A 15,392-nucleotide genomic window follows, 5' to 3' on the forward strand; every position below is an offset into this window, starting at 1 on the left:
GTAAATGTATAATGACAAGTATTGTCTTTTCAGGTATCCAGCCAAGTGGCGTACTACATTTAGGTAATTATCTTGGTGCAATCAAACAGTGGATAGACTTACAGGATAAATACAAATCTCTTTTTTGTATTGTCGACCTACACGCAATCACAGCAAATAAGCTTCCCGCAAGTGAATTAAAAAGTAATATTTTCAAAACAGCAGCAGCTTATATTGCATGCGGAATAGATCCAGAAAAGTCCATTATTTTTAGTCAGTCCACAGTTAGTGGTCATGCAGAACTGGGCTGGCTGCTTGGATGCTATACACCAATTGGTTGGCTTAATCGCATGACTCAATTTAAAGATAAAGCTGGCAGCGATAAACAAAAAGCCTCTCTTGGATTATATAGTTATCCAGTACTTATGGCTGCAGATATATTGTTGTATCAAACTAAATACGTTCCTGTTGGTGATGATCAAAAACAGCATTTGGAGCTTGCACGTGATATTGCATCAGCTTTTAACAATCATTATAAGCTGGATTATTTCATCGTACCTGAAATCTTAACTTTGGATTGCACATCAAGGATAATGAGCTTAAGGGATGGCACAAGCAAGATGAGTAAATCTGATCCTTCAGAACATTCGTGCATTAACCTTGATGATACGGATGACTTAATTGTCAAAAAAATAGAAAAAGCAAAAACAGATTCAATTCTAGGCTTTGCTACTTTAAAGTGCCGACCAGAAATAAGCAATTTGATAAACATTTATTCAGTGCTTAGTAATGTAAATGCGGAAAAAGTATGTGAAGAAGTGAACAAACATGACATGAAGCACTTCAAAAAAGAGTTAGCTGATTTAATTATCAGTGTTATATCTCCCATACGTGAGAAAATGAATGATCTTTTAAAAGACCAATTCCATTTACATGAAATATTAAAAAAAGGCACAAAGAAAGCAGCAGAAATTGCAACCCATAATATAAAAGAAATCAAGGATATTATTGGATTTGCTCAATATCTGTAAGGTTCCAAAGTGTGATGGTGCGAACCGTCATACCGCCGCGGTATCTCAGCCGCTAACACGTAGCGGGATGACGGTTTTTCAAATTGTCGGTAAATCTAAGTCAGTTTAGCTATAGGCAGCAATTTTCTGTATTTATTTTAAGTTGAAGAAAGCTCAAATGAAAAATCGTGTTTTGCTAAAAATCACAGAATGCAGTCTGGTTACAAAATTCTCTAATGGTCTTAAATAAAACTTCCAGTGAATGATTGTCAGACATATTGTGCTCTGCTGATTTTATTAAGTGTACTTCAACATCGGTTGACTTAATTTTTTCAGCTAAATTCAATGAAGTTTGATAAGGAACATCTTTATCATTAATGCTATGCAGCAAGCGCACAGGACAGTTTATATCTATTGTCTTTTTGTTTAAAAGAAGGTTCTTTCTGCCATCTTCGATCAAATTTTTAGTTATTTTGTATGTACAATGCTCTGAAGTAAAATCTATTACACCTTTAGAATCTAGTTCTTCTTTTTGCTTGCCTGACAATTGCTTGAATATCAAATCTTCAGTAAAATCGGGAGCAGACGATATACCAATTAGTGCTGCAATTTTTTCTGGAAATTGAAGGGCAGTGAGCAACATCAGCCATCCTCCCATACTTGAACCTATAATTATTTGTTTATCGCTAGTTAATTCACTCATTACTTTAGCACAATTTTTTTGCCAATCACTTATCGTGTAATCAATAAAATTACCACTTGAATGACCGTGACCAAAATAATCAAATAGCACAAGTGCTACGTCATTTTCTTGGCAAAATTTGTAAATAGCAGTTGCTTTAGTTCCATCCATATTGGATGCAAATCCACCGAAAAAAACTACAGAAGCTTTCTTTCCTTGTAGCTTTCGATATGCTATGTGACCATTATTTCCATCAAACAATTTACAATAATCCATACTACTTTGGCAAAGCAACCGGGCTATCACTCAATTGATGCAAATAACTAACTAGATCTGCAATTTCTTGTGGATTGGAAATACCTGCAAATGCCATACGTGTACCTTTTATATAGGCTTTTGGGTTCTTTAAAAAGGCAAATAGCTCCTCATACCCCCATTTTCCACCTCTGTCAAGCACTGCTTTTGAGTAATTGAATGAGTTACCAAGATGGGCCTTTTTATTTCCAACTATGTTCCATAAGTTTGGTCCTACTTTATTCATTCCACCTTTCTCAAAACTATGGCAGGCTATACATTTTTTTGCTGCTGATTTACCTTTCTCAAAGCTAGCATTCTGCATGAGCGCTCCAATATCAAGCGCCACTTGCTCGATTTTTTGCTGGAACTCATTGCTGCCAGCAGCTACTATCGTTTGGTGTTCAATCTTATATTCTTCTGGACTGTAAAGCATATCAACTACATTACTAACTATCATAATGATTAGCCCAGAAAGTAAAATCGATGCTGCAATCTTATTAAGCTCCATAGTTAATTTTTATTAAGTAATGTTACTTAAATTATGCGAATATTTTCGCAAATAGCAACCAATTACCTTGAAGCTCGCTAAAGATGAGAGTCTCTATAGCTGACCCAAGAAAGGTTTTCTTACGTCCATACCGCCGCGAACCGTCATACCGCGATTCATTCGCGGTATCTCAGCCGCTAACAAGAGATCCCGCTAACAAGTAGCGGGATGACGAGGTTCACTGCCATTAAGTTAAGGAAAGAATGGTTAAAAACTGAACTAAAAAGTCAGAAATAATTAAGGATTTATGACAAATGCTGAAACAGAATAGAGTAAACTTTAAAGCAGATAAACTCTGAAGTGTAAATTACTTAAGAAATAGTTTGTTTAGAAGTCATTTTACAGGAGCTATGGCAATAAGCTACCCAGTTATTATCAGAAGATATGAATACTACCTCTAGTCAAAATATGTGTTTTCTAACCCTTTTTTGGTAATTGAACGAACGAAGATAAGGTACCTTATGACGATCAACTTTCCTTCCCTTTCTTACCGCCAAAGTGTTCATCAAAAATAGCTTTGATAATTGATCCATAATGCAGTCAGTATCTGATTCCGTAGCAAAAATGTCGAAAGCCAAGTTTTTGATCGCGTTAAATGAGACAGATTTGTTAATGCTCCTCTTAAGCTTATCATCGGTTAAGTCCATATTCAACGCTTCTTCTACATCTTCTGTCATAACACTTTCTAGGTTGCTAATAAAGATAGCTGACCAAAAATCCTGTTTAACAGACTCAACACTTTTTCCTGTAAAATTTTCTAGACTTAGTCTTCCTTTGAGTTTTGCAAAAAATGTCTCAACTCCCCAGCGTAAAAAATATAACTCCTTAAATCCTCCAGTTTGAAACTTTTGTTCATCCATTAATGATGTAGCTAACACTTCAATTTCACCAGATGGCAGTACCACTTTGAAGCGTTATTCCACTATTTTCTTGTTTTATCTTACGCTGAGCACATATGGTAACCTCAACACTAGATGGGCTTTTTTCTTCAAACATAGCATTCACTTCATTAAAAGATGATCTGGGACATCGAATGACATAAGCAATTTTTCTTTTTGTAAGGCTAGAAAGAAATTTATAAGATAAATATACAAATCAGTAAGTCATTAGTATTTACAACTTTAAGCATTTCATCTGCTAAGTTAATTTCATGAGTGTTACCTCTATCTAACACTGACCTTATGGCAACATTATTTAGCACATCTTCACAAACCGCAAAGGTTGCACTTGCATAATCACCTAAATCTTTTGGTTTTTGGTTACGTATTTTTCTTGAGCCAAATTCATTTTTTATTTCAACGCTTGTTGGTAAAATGATTTTGGAGGCATCAAGAGCTAACACTCTAAAGCCAAAACAAGTTTTAAATTTTTGGTCTTGGTAGTACAAGGAAACCACACCTTCGTTAATTTCTGAAAATGCACTGTGTTTCATTTTTTTTCTTGCTTGACTAAAAGCACTAGCAGTAACGGTATAGTCTTTTTTCCTATATAAAATAAATTCGTTTAGTATTACTTGCAGCGACTTTACACTTTTTCTTAAAATTAAGATAAATATGTCAATAAAAGATAACTTCCTCTTTCTCATAAAATCTTTTGAAGATGATTTATGGGATTCTATAAATTCTAGACTTGCCAATTCATTTTGAATAAATTTTATTACTGCCTTTTTTACTCATACTACCTTTAAACTTATTGGTATACATCATTATCCCATAAAATCTATCTTTTTTCCTTAACTTAATGGCAGTGAGACGAGGTTATCGTCATGCCGCCACGAACCGTCATACCGCGATTCATTCGCGGTATCTCTTAGCCGCTAACAAGTAGCTGGATGACGATTGTCAGGGTGTAATCCCAGTGTCCCTATGATGTCATCCCAGTGCCCAGACACTGGGATCCAGGAAAGTTTGCTTGTAAGCAAGCAAACTAGCACAGAAAGTGGTTACAACATTTTCGATGAGATTATATGGAAAACTGGATCCCAGTGTCAAGCACTGGGATGACAAAAAAAGGAGCACTGGAATGGCACCATTTGTTATGTTTAACAAAGTTCGTACTTAGCTTCATGTTAGCCATAAATATTTAAGAAATTTACCAAATGGAAAAAAAGGCAAAAGAAGCCCCATGGTTAACTAGTTCTGACACTGGTTTCCATCCAAGACGGCAGTAGCCCCTTCGGTGTCATTCCAGTGTCAAGCACTGGAATGACAAAGGAGAGCAGTGTCAGCTACTTGGATGACACCTTTTTTCTACTTAGTGTGGGTTATACAAGAAGTCTATTGTATGGCTATTGCTGGTCGTATATTACTTATAGCTTATCTATTCAAATTGCAACTTTGTTTTTCATAATTAATTATTGACAGAAATTATTAATTGGGTTATTATTAGATTATCGTTAACAAGTGAGGCAAAGAAATGATGATATCCAATAATTCTTCATTGCTAAAAGATAGTCAGGAGCTTACTAAAACTAAGCAGACTATATGGAAACCTTTAATTGCTGTTTCATTATTATCTATATTTAGTTTCATATCTGGTCAATATCTTCCTTATGTTATTATAGCAGTTTCTGGTTCTGGTCCTATTGCAGCAGTTCCTTTAGCAATTTTTGCTGTTTCTACGGTTGTTGCACTTATTTCAGTGACATATCTTGTTAAACTGGCTATTTCTAGAGATGATAATAAGAAAGAAGTAGGTCTTAATGGACAGAAATTCGGCCATACTCCATCTCAAGAACCACAAAAATTTGTGTGTAAAAATTGTACTAATCTGGAGAATAAATCAAATGTACCTACTCCTCAATCACCTCCAGTAACGTTTGGAACACAACCAAATCCAAGTGTCAGTGTACCACCGCCGCCACCTCCTCCATTGCCACAAGATGCTGCACTACCACCTCCGCCTCCGCATTTTTTTACAGCTTCCAAGCGTACGGAGCAACCTAAGAATGATGCACCGAAGAAGGCTGGTGAACCTGAGAATAATAATCATTCTACTCTGTTTGAACAGATAAGAGGAGGTACTACGTTAAAAAGAGTGAGCAGCAACAAGAGTGGGCAGCAACAAAATTTTACAAATGAATTGAAAGCAAAATCAGAAAGTAGTGGGGGCACTGACAAAAAAGAAACACCAGAAGAGTTTGCTGCAAGAATAGATAGGGAGCAAGTAGAGAGAAAGAAGTCGGATGATAATGATTCAGATTGGACAAAGAGACTTAAGGAGAGAGTAGCAGTCATGCAATTCTCAGATAGTGAAAGTGAGCATTCTGATTCTATTAGCGATTCAGATTGGACTACAGATGAAAGCAAAGACAAACAGAAAGAGATAGAGCAGGAAAAAGAGGAGCAGACAAAACACACAAATTCCCCATCAAGCAAGGAAGAAGGAAGCGGGGGTCTTGACAGTGGTATAGGATCTAGAGCCACATCTCCGATACATCCTGAACAAGAAACAGAGGAGTCACCGGTACCGCCAAGTTCGTGTGTTGATTCACCACAAGTAAATAATGTTGACTCAGTGGATAATGAGGTGCAAGATTCACCTCCTCTTTCTGTTGAGGATCGCATAGCACAGTTTGGTGGAAAAGCGTTGCGATACCAAAAGGAAAATGTTGTACAAGGACTATGATAACTATGAAATGGTCAGCCATGCACTTTCCTTCCTTTTCAAAATAAGTTTACCTACAGGTCTGATTGTATTAAGATTACTTAATACAATCAGATCTATTATATGCGTTTATCCAAATATTACCTGCCAACTCTAAAGGAAAAGCCTGCCCATGCTAAAATTATCTCCCATCAATATTCTTTGCGTGCAGGTTTAATAAAGCAGATAGCATCTGGCATCTATACGTGGTTACCACTTGGTCTCTCAGTGCTTAAGAATATTGAAGATATTATCAGAGATGAAATGAACAAATCCGGTGCTATTGAAGCATTAATGCCTTGTGTGCAACCAGCAAGTCTTTGGCGAGAATCAGGGCGTTACGATGATTACGGTAAGGAAATGCTACGCATAAAGGATAGGCATGAGGAAGATATGCTTTTTGGTCCAACGCATGAGGAGATAGCAACTGATTTAATTAGAGATGTGGTAAAAAGTTACAAAGATTTGCCACTTTGTTTATACCAAATTCAATGGAAATTCCGTGATGAGGTAAGACCACGTTATGGTGTTATGAGGGGCAGGGAATTTTTGATGAAGGATGCATACAGTTTTGATGTAGATTACGAAGGTGCACTGAATTCATATAATTTGATGTACAAAACTTACATAAAAATCTTCAAACGCATGGGATTTACTCCAATTGGAGTTCGAGCTGATACGGGGCCAATTGGAGGAAATTTGAGCCACGAGTTTCATATATTGGCAAACACTGGTGAGAGCACTTTATATTATGACAATAAATTTTCTGAACTACTAGAGAGTGAAGATATTGAAAGTTTAAAGAGTATATATGCAGTTGCAGATGATATGCATGATCCTGAGACTTGCCCTATATCACAAGAACAGTTAAATGTTAGTAAGGGTATTGAAATAGGGCATATTTTTTATTTTGGTGATAAATATTCGAAGCCTATGAAGGCAAGTGTTACTTCTCAAGATGGAAAAAATGTCAATATACATATGGGTTCGTATGGCATTGGGGTTTCAAGACTTGTTGGTGCAATAATAGAAGCTTTTCATGATGATAAAGGAATTATCTGGCCAGAATCGGTAGCTCCTTTCAGAATTGGTTTAATCAATTTACAACCGAAAGTAACGGAGGCTGCAGATAAAATATATAAAGCTTTGAAAAGCGATGAAGTGCTTTACGATGATACGGAAGGGAGTGTAGGAGTAAAATTTTCTAGAATGGATCTGATAGGCTTGCCGTGGCAAATAATTGTCGGAAAAAAGGCAATAGATGAAAAGATAGTTGAAGTAAAAAATAGAGCAACTGGAGAGGTAAAGGAAATGCAGATTGAAGAAGCAATAAATCACTTTAGCACAAAATGATACACGGTATCGGCACTGACATAGTATATATACCAAGAGTATCGAGGATATTACAAAAATACGGGGAAAAATTTCTCAATAGAATCTACACTGAAAAAGAAATAGAGCTAAGTAGAAAGTATAATAGTCAAGAAATGCGAGCAAGGTATTTTGCTAAACGCTTTGCAGCAAAGGAGGCTTTTGTTAAAGCACGAGGTAGTGGTCAGGGTATTATAATGAAAGATATAGAAATATACAATGATGTAAGAGGCAAGCCATATCTTACCGTTAGCAAGGATTTTATCTCCAAAATTCATCTTTCTCTGAGTGACGATGGAGATTACGCTACTGCATTTGTTATAATTTGCGTCTATAGCTCACACAGATAAAGTTTACTCTTTTGTCATCTTATGGCTTACTGTATGAACATTCATTTTTAAAGGTAAACTTGCACAGCAAATGGTGTCATTCCAGTGCCCAGACACTGGTTTCTGCAATCTCATCGAAAACGTTTTTCTATGCTAGTTTGCTTGCTCACAAGCAAACTTTCCTGGATCCCAGACTGGGATGACATCTTTGTTGTGTTTAACAAAAACAAATGTTCGTACAGTTGTGGAATGAATCGCAGTATAGCTATAGCATACACAAATAACTAAAAAAACATAGCGGTTTTTCTATGATTTGAGTATAATTCTAACTTTACCTAAACAAAAAATTTAATGTTAATGTATCTTTCCTTACCATTTTTTATTACTGAGAATTATTTATTAATTACTGCGTTGATTCCACTTTTAAGTGCGTTAGCTATTTTTTTTACTGGTAAATGGCCCAGAGTGAACAATAGTATTACTGTCACTTCTTCTCTACTTCTATTTGCGTATACGTGTCTGTGCACTTTATATTGGGTGTATGGTGATCATTCTCAATTTATCCTCATGGATTTTGGTAATAATTTGCACATTAGTTTAAAGCTAGAGTCTACCGGAGTAATATTCAGTTTATTGATATCGTTTTTATGGATACTAACCAGTATATATGCAATATGTTATATGCAGAATAACTATGCTGATAGCAATCACTCAAGTTTTCTATGCTTTTTTTCAATATCGATTAGCTGTGCAATGTTTATTGCTTTTTCTGGAGATTTGCTCACTACATTTGTCTTTTATGAGCTTCTAACTATTAGTACATACCCTCTGGTTACTTACAACTCAACAAATGAATCAATGATTGCAGGACGCTATTACTTTGGCGTGCTATTTTTCTCTTCTTTGGTATTATTTTTTCCTGCAATAGGCCTTTTATATAATGAATTTCATACTTTAGACTTTGTAAGTGGTGGAATATTCAAATTTGATACTTCACTCATCACTTTTATTGCAGTGTGTTTTGCTATGCTAATTTACGGAATAGGAAAAGCTGCATTAATGCCAATGCATTTTTGGTTACCAAAAGCAATGGTTGCACCAACTCCTGTGAGTGCACTACTGCATGCTGTTGCTGTTGTGAAATCCGGAGTTTTCATCATCATAAAAGTTATATTATACACTTTTGGCGTCGATAACATGCAACGTTTTGTGCAGCAAAATTGGTTTGCTGGAGGGTGGCTTCCGTACGCTGCTGGATTTACTATTATTACTGCATCATTGATTGCACTAAAGCAAAAAGAATTAAAGAAATTGCTTGCTTACTCTACCATCTCTCAATTGTCATATATTATATTGTTCGCTTCAATTTTTAGTGAGCTCAGCATGAGGGTTGCAATTTTTCAATTAGTTTGCCACGCATTTGCAAAAATCACTTTGTTTTTCGTTGCCGGAGCAATAATAACGAGAGCAGGTGAGAAATATATAGATAAGATTTACGGTATAGGACGCAGTATGCCAATTAGCATGACAGCATTTGCTATAGGTGCGTTGTCTATGATAGGGGTGCCGCCTGCTCCAACTTTTTGGGGTAAATTTCTCATTTTTCAAGCTGTTTTCAACTCTGGCAATGTAATACTTTCTGTGTTTGTAACTCTAGTGTTAATTGTTAGTACTATACTCAACGCTCTGTACTTTTTACCGATGATTTACAATGCCTTTTTCTTAAAACCTTCTCAGAATTACTTCATTAAAAAAACGCCAATTCTTCTAGTTTTACCTCCAGTTATTACTGCTATGTGCACTTTGGTTATTTTTTTTAGCTACCAAGTAATATTTTAAATGTGATTATCTGTATTTATAACCATTAACAATAAATTTAAATGGTATTATACCAGCCAGAGTTGCTTTTATATTCGACAAAGTGAAGCTAATCTCAACAGCCTGATTTTTCACCTCCTTATTTTGCTCGGTTGCAAAAACTACAGTAGCATTTCCAGCAAATGTAACTAAGTCCTTGGTCGATCGATCAATAGATAATGTTATTACATTTATGTTGGCAATTTTTCTTTTGGATGAAACAGCTTCATTGTTCGTTTTTTCCTGAAAGCCTTGATAGATTTTATGTATAGAATTATTTCTTATAAAATTTTCTTGGTACTTCGGTTCAACGATCTTAATGGACTCGTATATTTCAATGTATTTACTTATTAAGTACCTCGCTGTGGAAGTGTATTCATCTTCCTTTTTACTGAAACTAAGCTTATGCATTGCAGAGAACTCATCTTCTGTGTGGTTCATATACTTCACAAAATTTAAATCTTTTTTAATAGGAAATAACAGGTATATGTTTAATGTTAATAAACATAAGCATACTAGGAGAAGCGATACTATTAATGCCATCCAAGATCTTTCTGCCACACAAAACAGATACCTATGGCAGTACCATTCGACTGCTTTACTGAAATAACTTTTGTTTTTTACTGATTCAAGCAATTTATCTTCCATAACACAATACTACCAGACCTAATCGGATCATTATAATAACAATAAGCTTAGATACTCTAAAAAAAACTTTAAAATATGTCTAAATTTTCCCAAATAGGATGAATGATTATATCACCTTGTTCTGCAATGAGGTAGAATTTATCGATTTTGCTCACATCTATATTTATCATTTTTACACTGAAATTTTCAGGATCATAAGTATTACTTTCTACACTTTTGTGATAATTATAATAATGTAATTTATTTTGATCATCAAAATAACCAAATTCATCAGCAAAGGTTCCCACTTTTCTACCTTTACCACTTTTGACTAGCTCAAATAGATCAATTACATGGTTTTGGGATCCAGGCTCAATAGGCCCTTCTGCAGCAAAAAATTTAGGTGCATGACCAATGTATTCCTTAAATTTTAGATTATGAGTCTTTTTTACACTACCAAAATCCACAAATTTATATTCATCTGAAATACCAGAATATTGTGGATCATACTTTTTATATTCAAAAAACTCATTACCTAAAAAATTACAAAACGTTAATTTATAATTATCATGATCGGATTTTACGACTTTAAGGTAATGAAAATCTCCAGGAATCTTTACTTCCTCTTCCGTAATATGATTACGTACAACAAGCTCACCATTTAGCATATGATAGCCAATTTTTGGCAAAGTAGCTATATTGATTGTCTTGTTTAGCTTAAAATTTGCTTCATAAATGCCACTTAACAACTCCTTTCCTTTTTCTAGGGTTATGTCTTGATCTGAAGCTATATTCTTAATTAAGCTTAATTTTTTCTGCATGTTCAATATGGCTTTCGTCAAAACTTCTATTGATTGCCATACAGTTAATTTATTATCAGTCAAATTATATACTTCGAGTATTAAATTAACAGAATTTTATCATGAATTTATGTTAAAAGTATTATACTTCGTAAACTTATGTCATGATATTAACTACATTAGCTAAAACATGCTTTTTATCTAAGTGAAGTTGCTTAGCAACAACGAAAAGTTCATCTATTTTTTTCCACTGACTTAGCAGAATTTCAACACCATTTACCTCTCTCTTTATGCTTTCTAAAATGAAGGCCTGAATTATATATGATGCTAGTTCTAGTTCGATTTCGCTATTAATTACTTTATTAATCATATTGGGATTCTTTAAATCATGAAGAAATTTATAAAAGCATTTGTATGCTTCATAAGCATCACTACTTATTGCATTTATTATCATTCCTGGCATTCCAGGAAATAAAGTGATCATTTCATCAAACGTTTGACCATCAAACTTACATTGAGATGAAGCAACTTGCTTTGTTTCATCATAAGTTAATGGGAGTAAATTTAGCTGAAAGCACCTACACAAGATAGTGGTTTGTATATCATATGGCTTATGGCTAATTATAAATATCTTAGAATTTTTTGGCGGCTCTTCTAATATTTTCAATATTGCGTTTTTAGCGTTATTAGTCATTGCCTCTAAGCTATCTATTATAGCTATTTTGTGTTCTGATTGAATGGGACTTAAGTGTAGAAAGTTTTTCATTTCTCTGACTTTTTCTATTCCGATAGTATCACCTTCAACAATGTGTAAGTCCAATGCTACTTCATTATAGTTTTTTATGAGTAACCAATTGGAGAAGGATTTTGCAAGTGTTGCTTTTCCTATACCTTTTTTACCACAGATCAGCCAAGACTGAACAGATAAGTTGTTCATTATTTTTTTTTTGGCTTGGTTGTGGCCTATTACTTTTTTCATTCTTTCTCCTATAGATCTTAGTTTGAAAATGTATTGTTTACTGTTTGTAATAAAATTGCACCTTCCCTTAAAACCTTAATCTTATCTTCGGTTAAGTCAATAATAGTAGATTCTATACCAGAAACTAATTCGTCATCTTCAATCACTGCAGATAAATGTTGCTTAATGGATTGTGGTATATCGTTTGCCTTACATACACTTTTTTCTCCTGAAATATTTATACTAGTTGCAACTATTGGAACTTTCAGTTTATTTAATATTGAAATTGCAATAGGATGCTTAGGGATTCTGATGCCTATACTATCTTTAAAGAATTCGTTTGGCAATATGTTGTTGTTTTTAAGTGGTAAAATGTAGGTAATTGGTCCAGGAGAAAAGTGATTTACTAAACCAATATACTTTTTCTCTAGCTTTGCTATTCTCATCAAGCTGCAAATATCACTAACAAATATAGACAGTGGCTTATTTTGAGAGCGTTTCTTTATCTGATATATTTTTCCTATAGATTCATTATCTAGTGCATTACAAGCAAGAGCATACACTGTTTCTGTTGGAAAACACACTAACAAGTTGTTCTGTATTGCATTTATTATTTTAGATACCATATAGCTCAAAACTTATTTATAACAACTAGATCAGTTTTGTTGCATTGTATCTTATATAGTAACTGCTAGTTTGTATCCGTTCAGGATAGCGGCAAGACCATAGAGTAAAAGTGAGTTTACAACAAATGGTGTCATCCCAGTGCTTGACACTGGGATGGCTTTGTTGCATAGCAACTGAAAAAATCTGGTGGCTACTGACAAAATTCATTATAAAATAGCCATTTAACCTTGAAAGAAAAAATATGCCACAAAAAATGAGGGTCAGTAACCATAGCGAATATAACAAATTTCTAGAAAAAAGAGGAAATATTTTTCATTATATCAACGAAGCCATAGAAAAGTGGTACGAGAATGGTCCAAAAATACCAGGTGGCAACAATATTTATAGCGATAAAGTTGTAATTTTGGTGCACATAATAACTTGTTTATTTAGAATAGGCCTGAGGCAAACAGTTGGGTTTATAGCAGGATACCTTGAGCAAATTGGGAAAAATTTGCAAGTTATCAGCTATTCACAATCATCAAGAAGGTTTAAGAAACTCAATATTAAGATCAATGATTGCAGAATTGATAAAAATAATATGGAAGATATCGAAATTACTATAGACAGTACAGGAATTAGTATATACAACAACACTCCTGGTCATAGCAAAGAAAATAGCGAAGATAGAAAGTATCGCAGCTATGAACAGACAAGAAAATTGCATGTAATGTTGAATACAAACAGCAAAAAAGCCATAGCTGTAAAATACAGTAACGGTGTCTACTCTGATCACTATGGAGCTTGTGATTTGCTAAAAGAAGTCGATTTTCAGTATGTCATAAAAGTACTATATGCAGATAGGGCATATGACAGAGAAAAGCTCTATAAGCTGTGTAATCAATATGGTATAAAAACGAAAATTCCTCCGAAAAACAACGCAGCAGAGCATCCAAAATTGGATTATATGCTTGATAGAAATGCCGCTATTCAGTTAATGAAATTACATGGTGAGAATGGTATAAAAAGATGGAAAGAAGAAGTAAATTACGGAAAAAGATCGTATATTGAAGGATTTTTCTCAAGGTTGAAGCGAATATTTGGGTTTAGTTTTAGGAGCAAATCTGAGATTAATCGTGAGAAGGAACTGCTACTCAAGTGTTATTTGCTTAACAAATTTACTGAAATAGGCATGGCTAAGTTTGAGATAGCTTCATGAATTTATTGTACGTTACCTACTATCCGAAGAGCGATGCAACAAAGCCATCCCAGTGTCAAGCACTGGGATGACATCGGAGAGTAAGTTGTTGTGTTTTTTTTAGTAAGTTGCTCAATTGTCACTGATTCATTTTCTCTAAAGTCACCTACCATAGTTCTTCTTAATTTTGTAATGTGTCCAAAACAATTTAATGCAATTCCAAGATCACGAGCAATTGATCTTACATATACACCACTACCGCATATCATAGAAAAATTTGCACTATTATTTATCTTACTATTACCCACAAATATAAATGTACTTATAAATAAAGTATTACAATATTAGAGTTTGCAAATATTGAGGGTATAAAAATGGCAAACGAGAGTAATGAATGGGCTAAAAATGAATTTGGAGATAAAAGGTTAACTGAGCGATTAGTAAAGATTGCTGATATGTTTGACAAAATTACCTGAAAGTTAGATTAATCAAGCATGTGAAAGTTGGTCAGAAGCAAAAGCAGCATATCGTTTTTTTTAAAATGAGAACGTAAAAGAAGTCGATATTCTAGCTTCACACATTGATAAAACAGTTGAGAGAACAAAAGCTCACAAGAGGGTTCTTGTCATTCAAGATACCAGTTACATTGTATATAATAACCATAAAAAAACAAGCGGATTAGCAAATTTGTCCAGTTATGATACTGCAAAAGGTATTATAATGCATACAGCTCTTGCCGTTAGTATAGAAGGTTTGGTACTAGGGATACTAGATCAAAAAGTTTATTTAAGACCTGAAGAAACTGAGAACCTTAAAAAAAAGAGCGATCGCATTGAAGATAAAGAAAGCGTAAAGTGGTTGGAAACTTTAAGAAAAACAAATAATATTATTGATCCAACTCAAACTGAGACTATAACTGTATGCGATAGAGAAGCAGATATATATGACTTTTTTGAGCTTGCACATAGTCTTAATTCGGCAGTGCTAGTTAGAGCATGCAGAGATAGAGCAGTAAATAGAAAATCTCGATATCCTGAAAAAGGTGAGCAGAAGTTATGGGCATTTATTAAATCCTCTCATTGTGCAGGTACGGTAGAAGTTGAAGTTCCTGTAAAAGATAATAAGCCAAAAAGAACAGCACGTTTGGAAGTTAGATTTGGAAAGTTTATGATGAATCCATCTAAGAATAATATTAGGCATAAGACGGAAGAACTACCTAAATTACCACTTTATGCAGTTTATGTTGTTGAGAAAACTCCCCTTCCCTTAAAAAAAACCGCTAGAATGGATGCTATTAACGAATCTTTCAGTTAATACTTTCGATGAAGCTGTTGAAAAAATTAGTTGGTATCAACTATGTTTTTTAAAAATTTTTTTATTTGTGTAATTTTGCAAATTATATGGGCAATAAAAACCCGTTTGTCATAGAAATAGAATTTTATATCAAACAGCTACCACAGCAATTTCTGCTTAAGCTAATGAATAT

Annotated in this window: 14 protein-coding genes and 3 pseudogenes; 8 read left to right on the top strand and 9 right to left on the bottom strand. The window is 34.3% G+C overall.

Annotation, left to right across the window (positions count from 1 at the left end; genetic code table 11):
- The first annotated feature begins 11 nt into the window (after positions 1-11).
- Positions 12-1,010 carry a tryptophan--tRNA ligase gene (gene trpS, locus OOK97_RS00990; RefSeq protein ID WP_182320709.1) on the top strand — a complete coding sequence of 333 codons (999 nt, stop codon included), beginning with the start codon at positions 12-14 and terminating at the stop codon, positions 1,008-1,010.
- Between the two features lie 175 nt (positions 1,011-1,185).
- Here the strand turns inward: trpS and OOK97_RS00995 are convergent, their stop codons facing one another.
- The 3 genes and pseudogenes from OOK97_RS00995 to OOK97_RS01005 form a co-directional block, all read right to left on the bottom strand.
- Positions 1,186-1,947 carry an alpha/beta hydrolase gene (locus tag OOK97_RS00995; RefSeq protein ID WP_012673268.1) on the bottom strand — a complete coding sequence of 254 codons (762 nt, stop codon included), beginning with the start codon at positions 1,945-1,947 and terminating at the stop codon, positions 1,186-1,188.
- A gap of 1 nt (position 1,948) precedes the next feature.
- Positions 1,949-2,476: a c-type cytochrome gene (locus OOK97_RS01000; protein WP_015589210.1), complete on the bottom strand. Its 528-nt coding sequence runs from the start codon at positions 2,474-2,476 to the stop codon at positions 1,949-1,951.
- Positions 2,477-2,916: 440 nt separating this feature from the next.
- Positions 2,917-4,172, bottom strand: a pseudogene (locus OOK97_RS01005) (IS4 family transposase).
- Between the two features lie 181 nt (positions 4,173-4,353).
- On the opposite strand from OOK97_RS01005, the gene OOK97_RS01010 reads away from it, so the two are divergent.
- The 5 genes from OOK97_RS01010 to OOK97_RS01030 all read left to right on the top strand — a co-directional run bounded on the left by OOK97_RS01010 (position 4,354) and on the right by OOK97_RS01030 (position 9,699).
- A complete protein-coding gene (locus tag OOK97_RS01010) occupies positions 4,354-4,518 on the top strand; it encodes a hypothetical protein (protein ID WP_162829040.1) in 165 nt (54 codons plus the stop codon).
- A 412-nt stretch (positions 4,519-4,930) separates the two neighbouring features.
- Positions 4,931-6,142: a hypothetical protein gene (locus OOK97_RS01015; protein ID WP_264705414.1), complete on the top strand. Its 1,212-nt coding sequence runs from the start codon at positions 4,931-4,933 to the stop codon at positions 6,140-6,142.
- Between the two features lie 102 nt (positions 6,143-6,244).
- Positions 6,245-7,513 carry a proline--tRNA ligase gene (gene proS / locus OOK97_RS01020; protein ID WP_264705415.1) on the top strand — a complete coding sequence of 423 codons (1,269 nt, stop codon included), beginning with the start codon at positions 6,245-6,247 and terminating at the stop codon, positions 7,511-7,513.
- Positions 7,510-7,881 carry a holo-[acyl-carrier-protein] synthase gene (locus OOK97_RS01025; protein WP_182320717.1) on the top strand — a complete coding sequence of 124 codons (372 nt, stop codon included), beginning with the start codon at positions 7,510-7,512 and terminating at the stop codon, positions 7,879-7,881. The genes proS and OOK97_RS01025 overlap by 4 nt, the downstream gene beginning before the upstream one ends.
- A gap of 336 nt (positions 7,882-8,217) precedes the next feature.
- Positions 8,218-9,699, top strand: a complete 1,482-nt coding sequence (locus OOK97_RS01030; protein WP_182320759.1) for a proton-conducting transporter transmembrane domain-containing protein — start codon at positions 8,218-8,220, stop codon at positions 9,697-9,699.
- Between the two features lie 6 nt (positions 9,700-9,705).
- Here the strand turns inward: OOK97_RS01030 and OOK97_RS01035 are convergent, their stop codons facing one another.
- From OOK97_RS01035 to OOK97_RS01055, 5 genes are all read right to left on the bottom strand, one after another.
- The gene (locus OOK97_RS01035; protein ID WP_264705417.1) at positions 9,706-10,365 is read right to left on the bottom strand and encodes a conjugal transfer protein TraJ; all 660 of its coding nucleotides are present in this window, start codon (positions 10,363-10,365) and stop codon (positions 9,706-9,708) included.
- 68 nt (positions 10,366-10,433) lie between these two features.
- Entirely contained in the window at positions 10,434-11,228 is a 795-nt protein-coding gene (locus OOK97_RS01040; protein ID WP_022626354.1) for a hypothetical protein, read from the bottom strand.
- A gap of 73 nt (positions 11,229-11,301) precedes the next feature.
- Positions 11,302-12,123 carry an AAA family ATPase gene (locus tag OOK97_RS01045; protein WP_264705418.1) on the bottom strand — a complete coding sequence of 274 codons (822 nt, stop codon included), beginning with the start codon at positions 12,121-12,123 and terminating at the stop codon, positions 11,302-11,304.
- Between the two features lie 17 nt (positions 12,124-12,140).
- Entirely contained in the window at positions 12,141-12,728 is a 588-nt protein-coding gene (locus OOK97_RS01050) for an L-threonylcarbamoyladenylate synthase (RefSeq protein WP_264705419.1), read from the bottom strand.
- Between the two features lie 51 nt (positions 12,729-12,779).
- Positions 12,780-12,929, bottom strand: coding sequence for a hypothetical protein (locus tag OOK97_RS01055; protein WP_264339207.1), 150 nt, complete (start codon positions 12,927-12,929; stop codon positions 12,780-12,782).
- 41 nt (positions 12,930-12,970) lie between these two features.
- Between OOK97_RS01055 and OOK97_RS01060 the strand changes: the two genes are divergently transcribed.
- Positions 12,971-13,927: an IS5 family transposase gene (locus OOK97_RS01060; RefSeq protein ID WP_253303449.1), complete on the top strand. Its 957-nt coding sequence runs from the start codon at positions 12,971-12,973 to the stop codon at positions 13,925-13,927.
- Between the two features lie 47 nt (positions 13,928-13,974).
- Here OOK97_RS01060 and OOK97_RS01065 read toward each other — a convergent pair.
- Positions 13,975-14,199: pseudogene (locus OOK97_RS01065) on the bottom strand (tRNA pseudouridine(55) synthase TruB); the annotation flags it as partial.
- Between the two features lie 81 nt (positions 14,200-14,280).
- Between OOK97_RS01065 and OOK97_RS01070 the strand changes: the two are divergent.
- Positions 14,281-15,263, top strand: a pseudogene (locus tag OOK97_RS01070) (IS4 family transposase); the annotation flags it as partial.
- Positions 15,264-15,392: the final 129 nt, after the last annotated feature.

The organism is Wolbachia endosymbiont (group A) of Gymnosoma rotundatum (genome assembly GCF_947250765.1).
GTDB classification, from domain to species: Bacteria; Pseudomonadota; Alphaproteobacteria; order Rickettsiales; family Anaplasmataceae; genus Wolbachia; species Wolbachia pipientis.

Excerpts from the sequence above, each read along its gene's own strand:
- trpS (WP_182320709.1), top strand. The coding sequence starts at position 12 with ATGACAAGTATTGTCTTTTCAGGTATCCAGCCAAGTGGCGTACTACAT.
- OOK97_RS00995 (WP_012673268.1), bottom strand. The coding sequence starts at position 1,947 with ATGGATTATTGTAAATTGTTTGATGGAAATAATGGTCACATAGCATAT.
- OOK97_RS01000 (WP_015589210.1), bottom strand. The coding sequence starts at position 2,476 with ATGGAGCTTAATAAGATTGCAGCATCGATTTTACTTTCTGGGCTAATC.
- OOK97_RS01015 (WP_264705414.1), top strand. The coding sequence starts at position 4,931 with ATGATGATATCCAATAATTCTTCATTGCTAAAAGATAGTCAGGAGCTT.
- proS (WP_264705415.1), top strand. The coding sequence starts at position 6,245 with ATGCGTTTATCCAAATATTACCTGCCAACTCTAAAGGAAAAGCCTGCC.
- OOK97_RS01025 (WP_182320717.1), top strand. The coding sequence starts at position 7,510 with ATGATACACGGTATCGGCACTGACATAGTATATATACCAAGAGTATCG.
- OOK97_RS01030 (WP_182320759.1), top strand. The coding sequence starts at position 8,218 with ATGTATCTTTCCTTACCATTTTTTATTACTGAGAATTATTTATTAATT.
- OOK97_RS01035 (WP_264705417.1), bottom strand. The coding sequence starts at position 10,365 with ATGGAAGATAAATTGCTTGAATCAGTAAAAAACAAAAGTTATTTCAGT.
- OOK97_RS01045 (WP_264705418.1), bottom strand. The coding sequence starts at position 12,123 with ATGAAAAAAGTAATAGGCCACAACCAAGCCAAAAAAAAAATAATGAAC.
- OOK97_RS01050 (WP_264705419.1), bottom strand. The coding sequence starts at position 12,728 with ATGGTATCTAAAATAATAAATGCAATACAGAACAACTTGTTAGTGTGT.
- OOK97_RS01060 (WP_253303449.1), top strand. The coding sequence starts at position 12,971 with ATGCCACAAAAAATGAGGGTCAGTAACCATAGCGAATATAACAAATTT.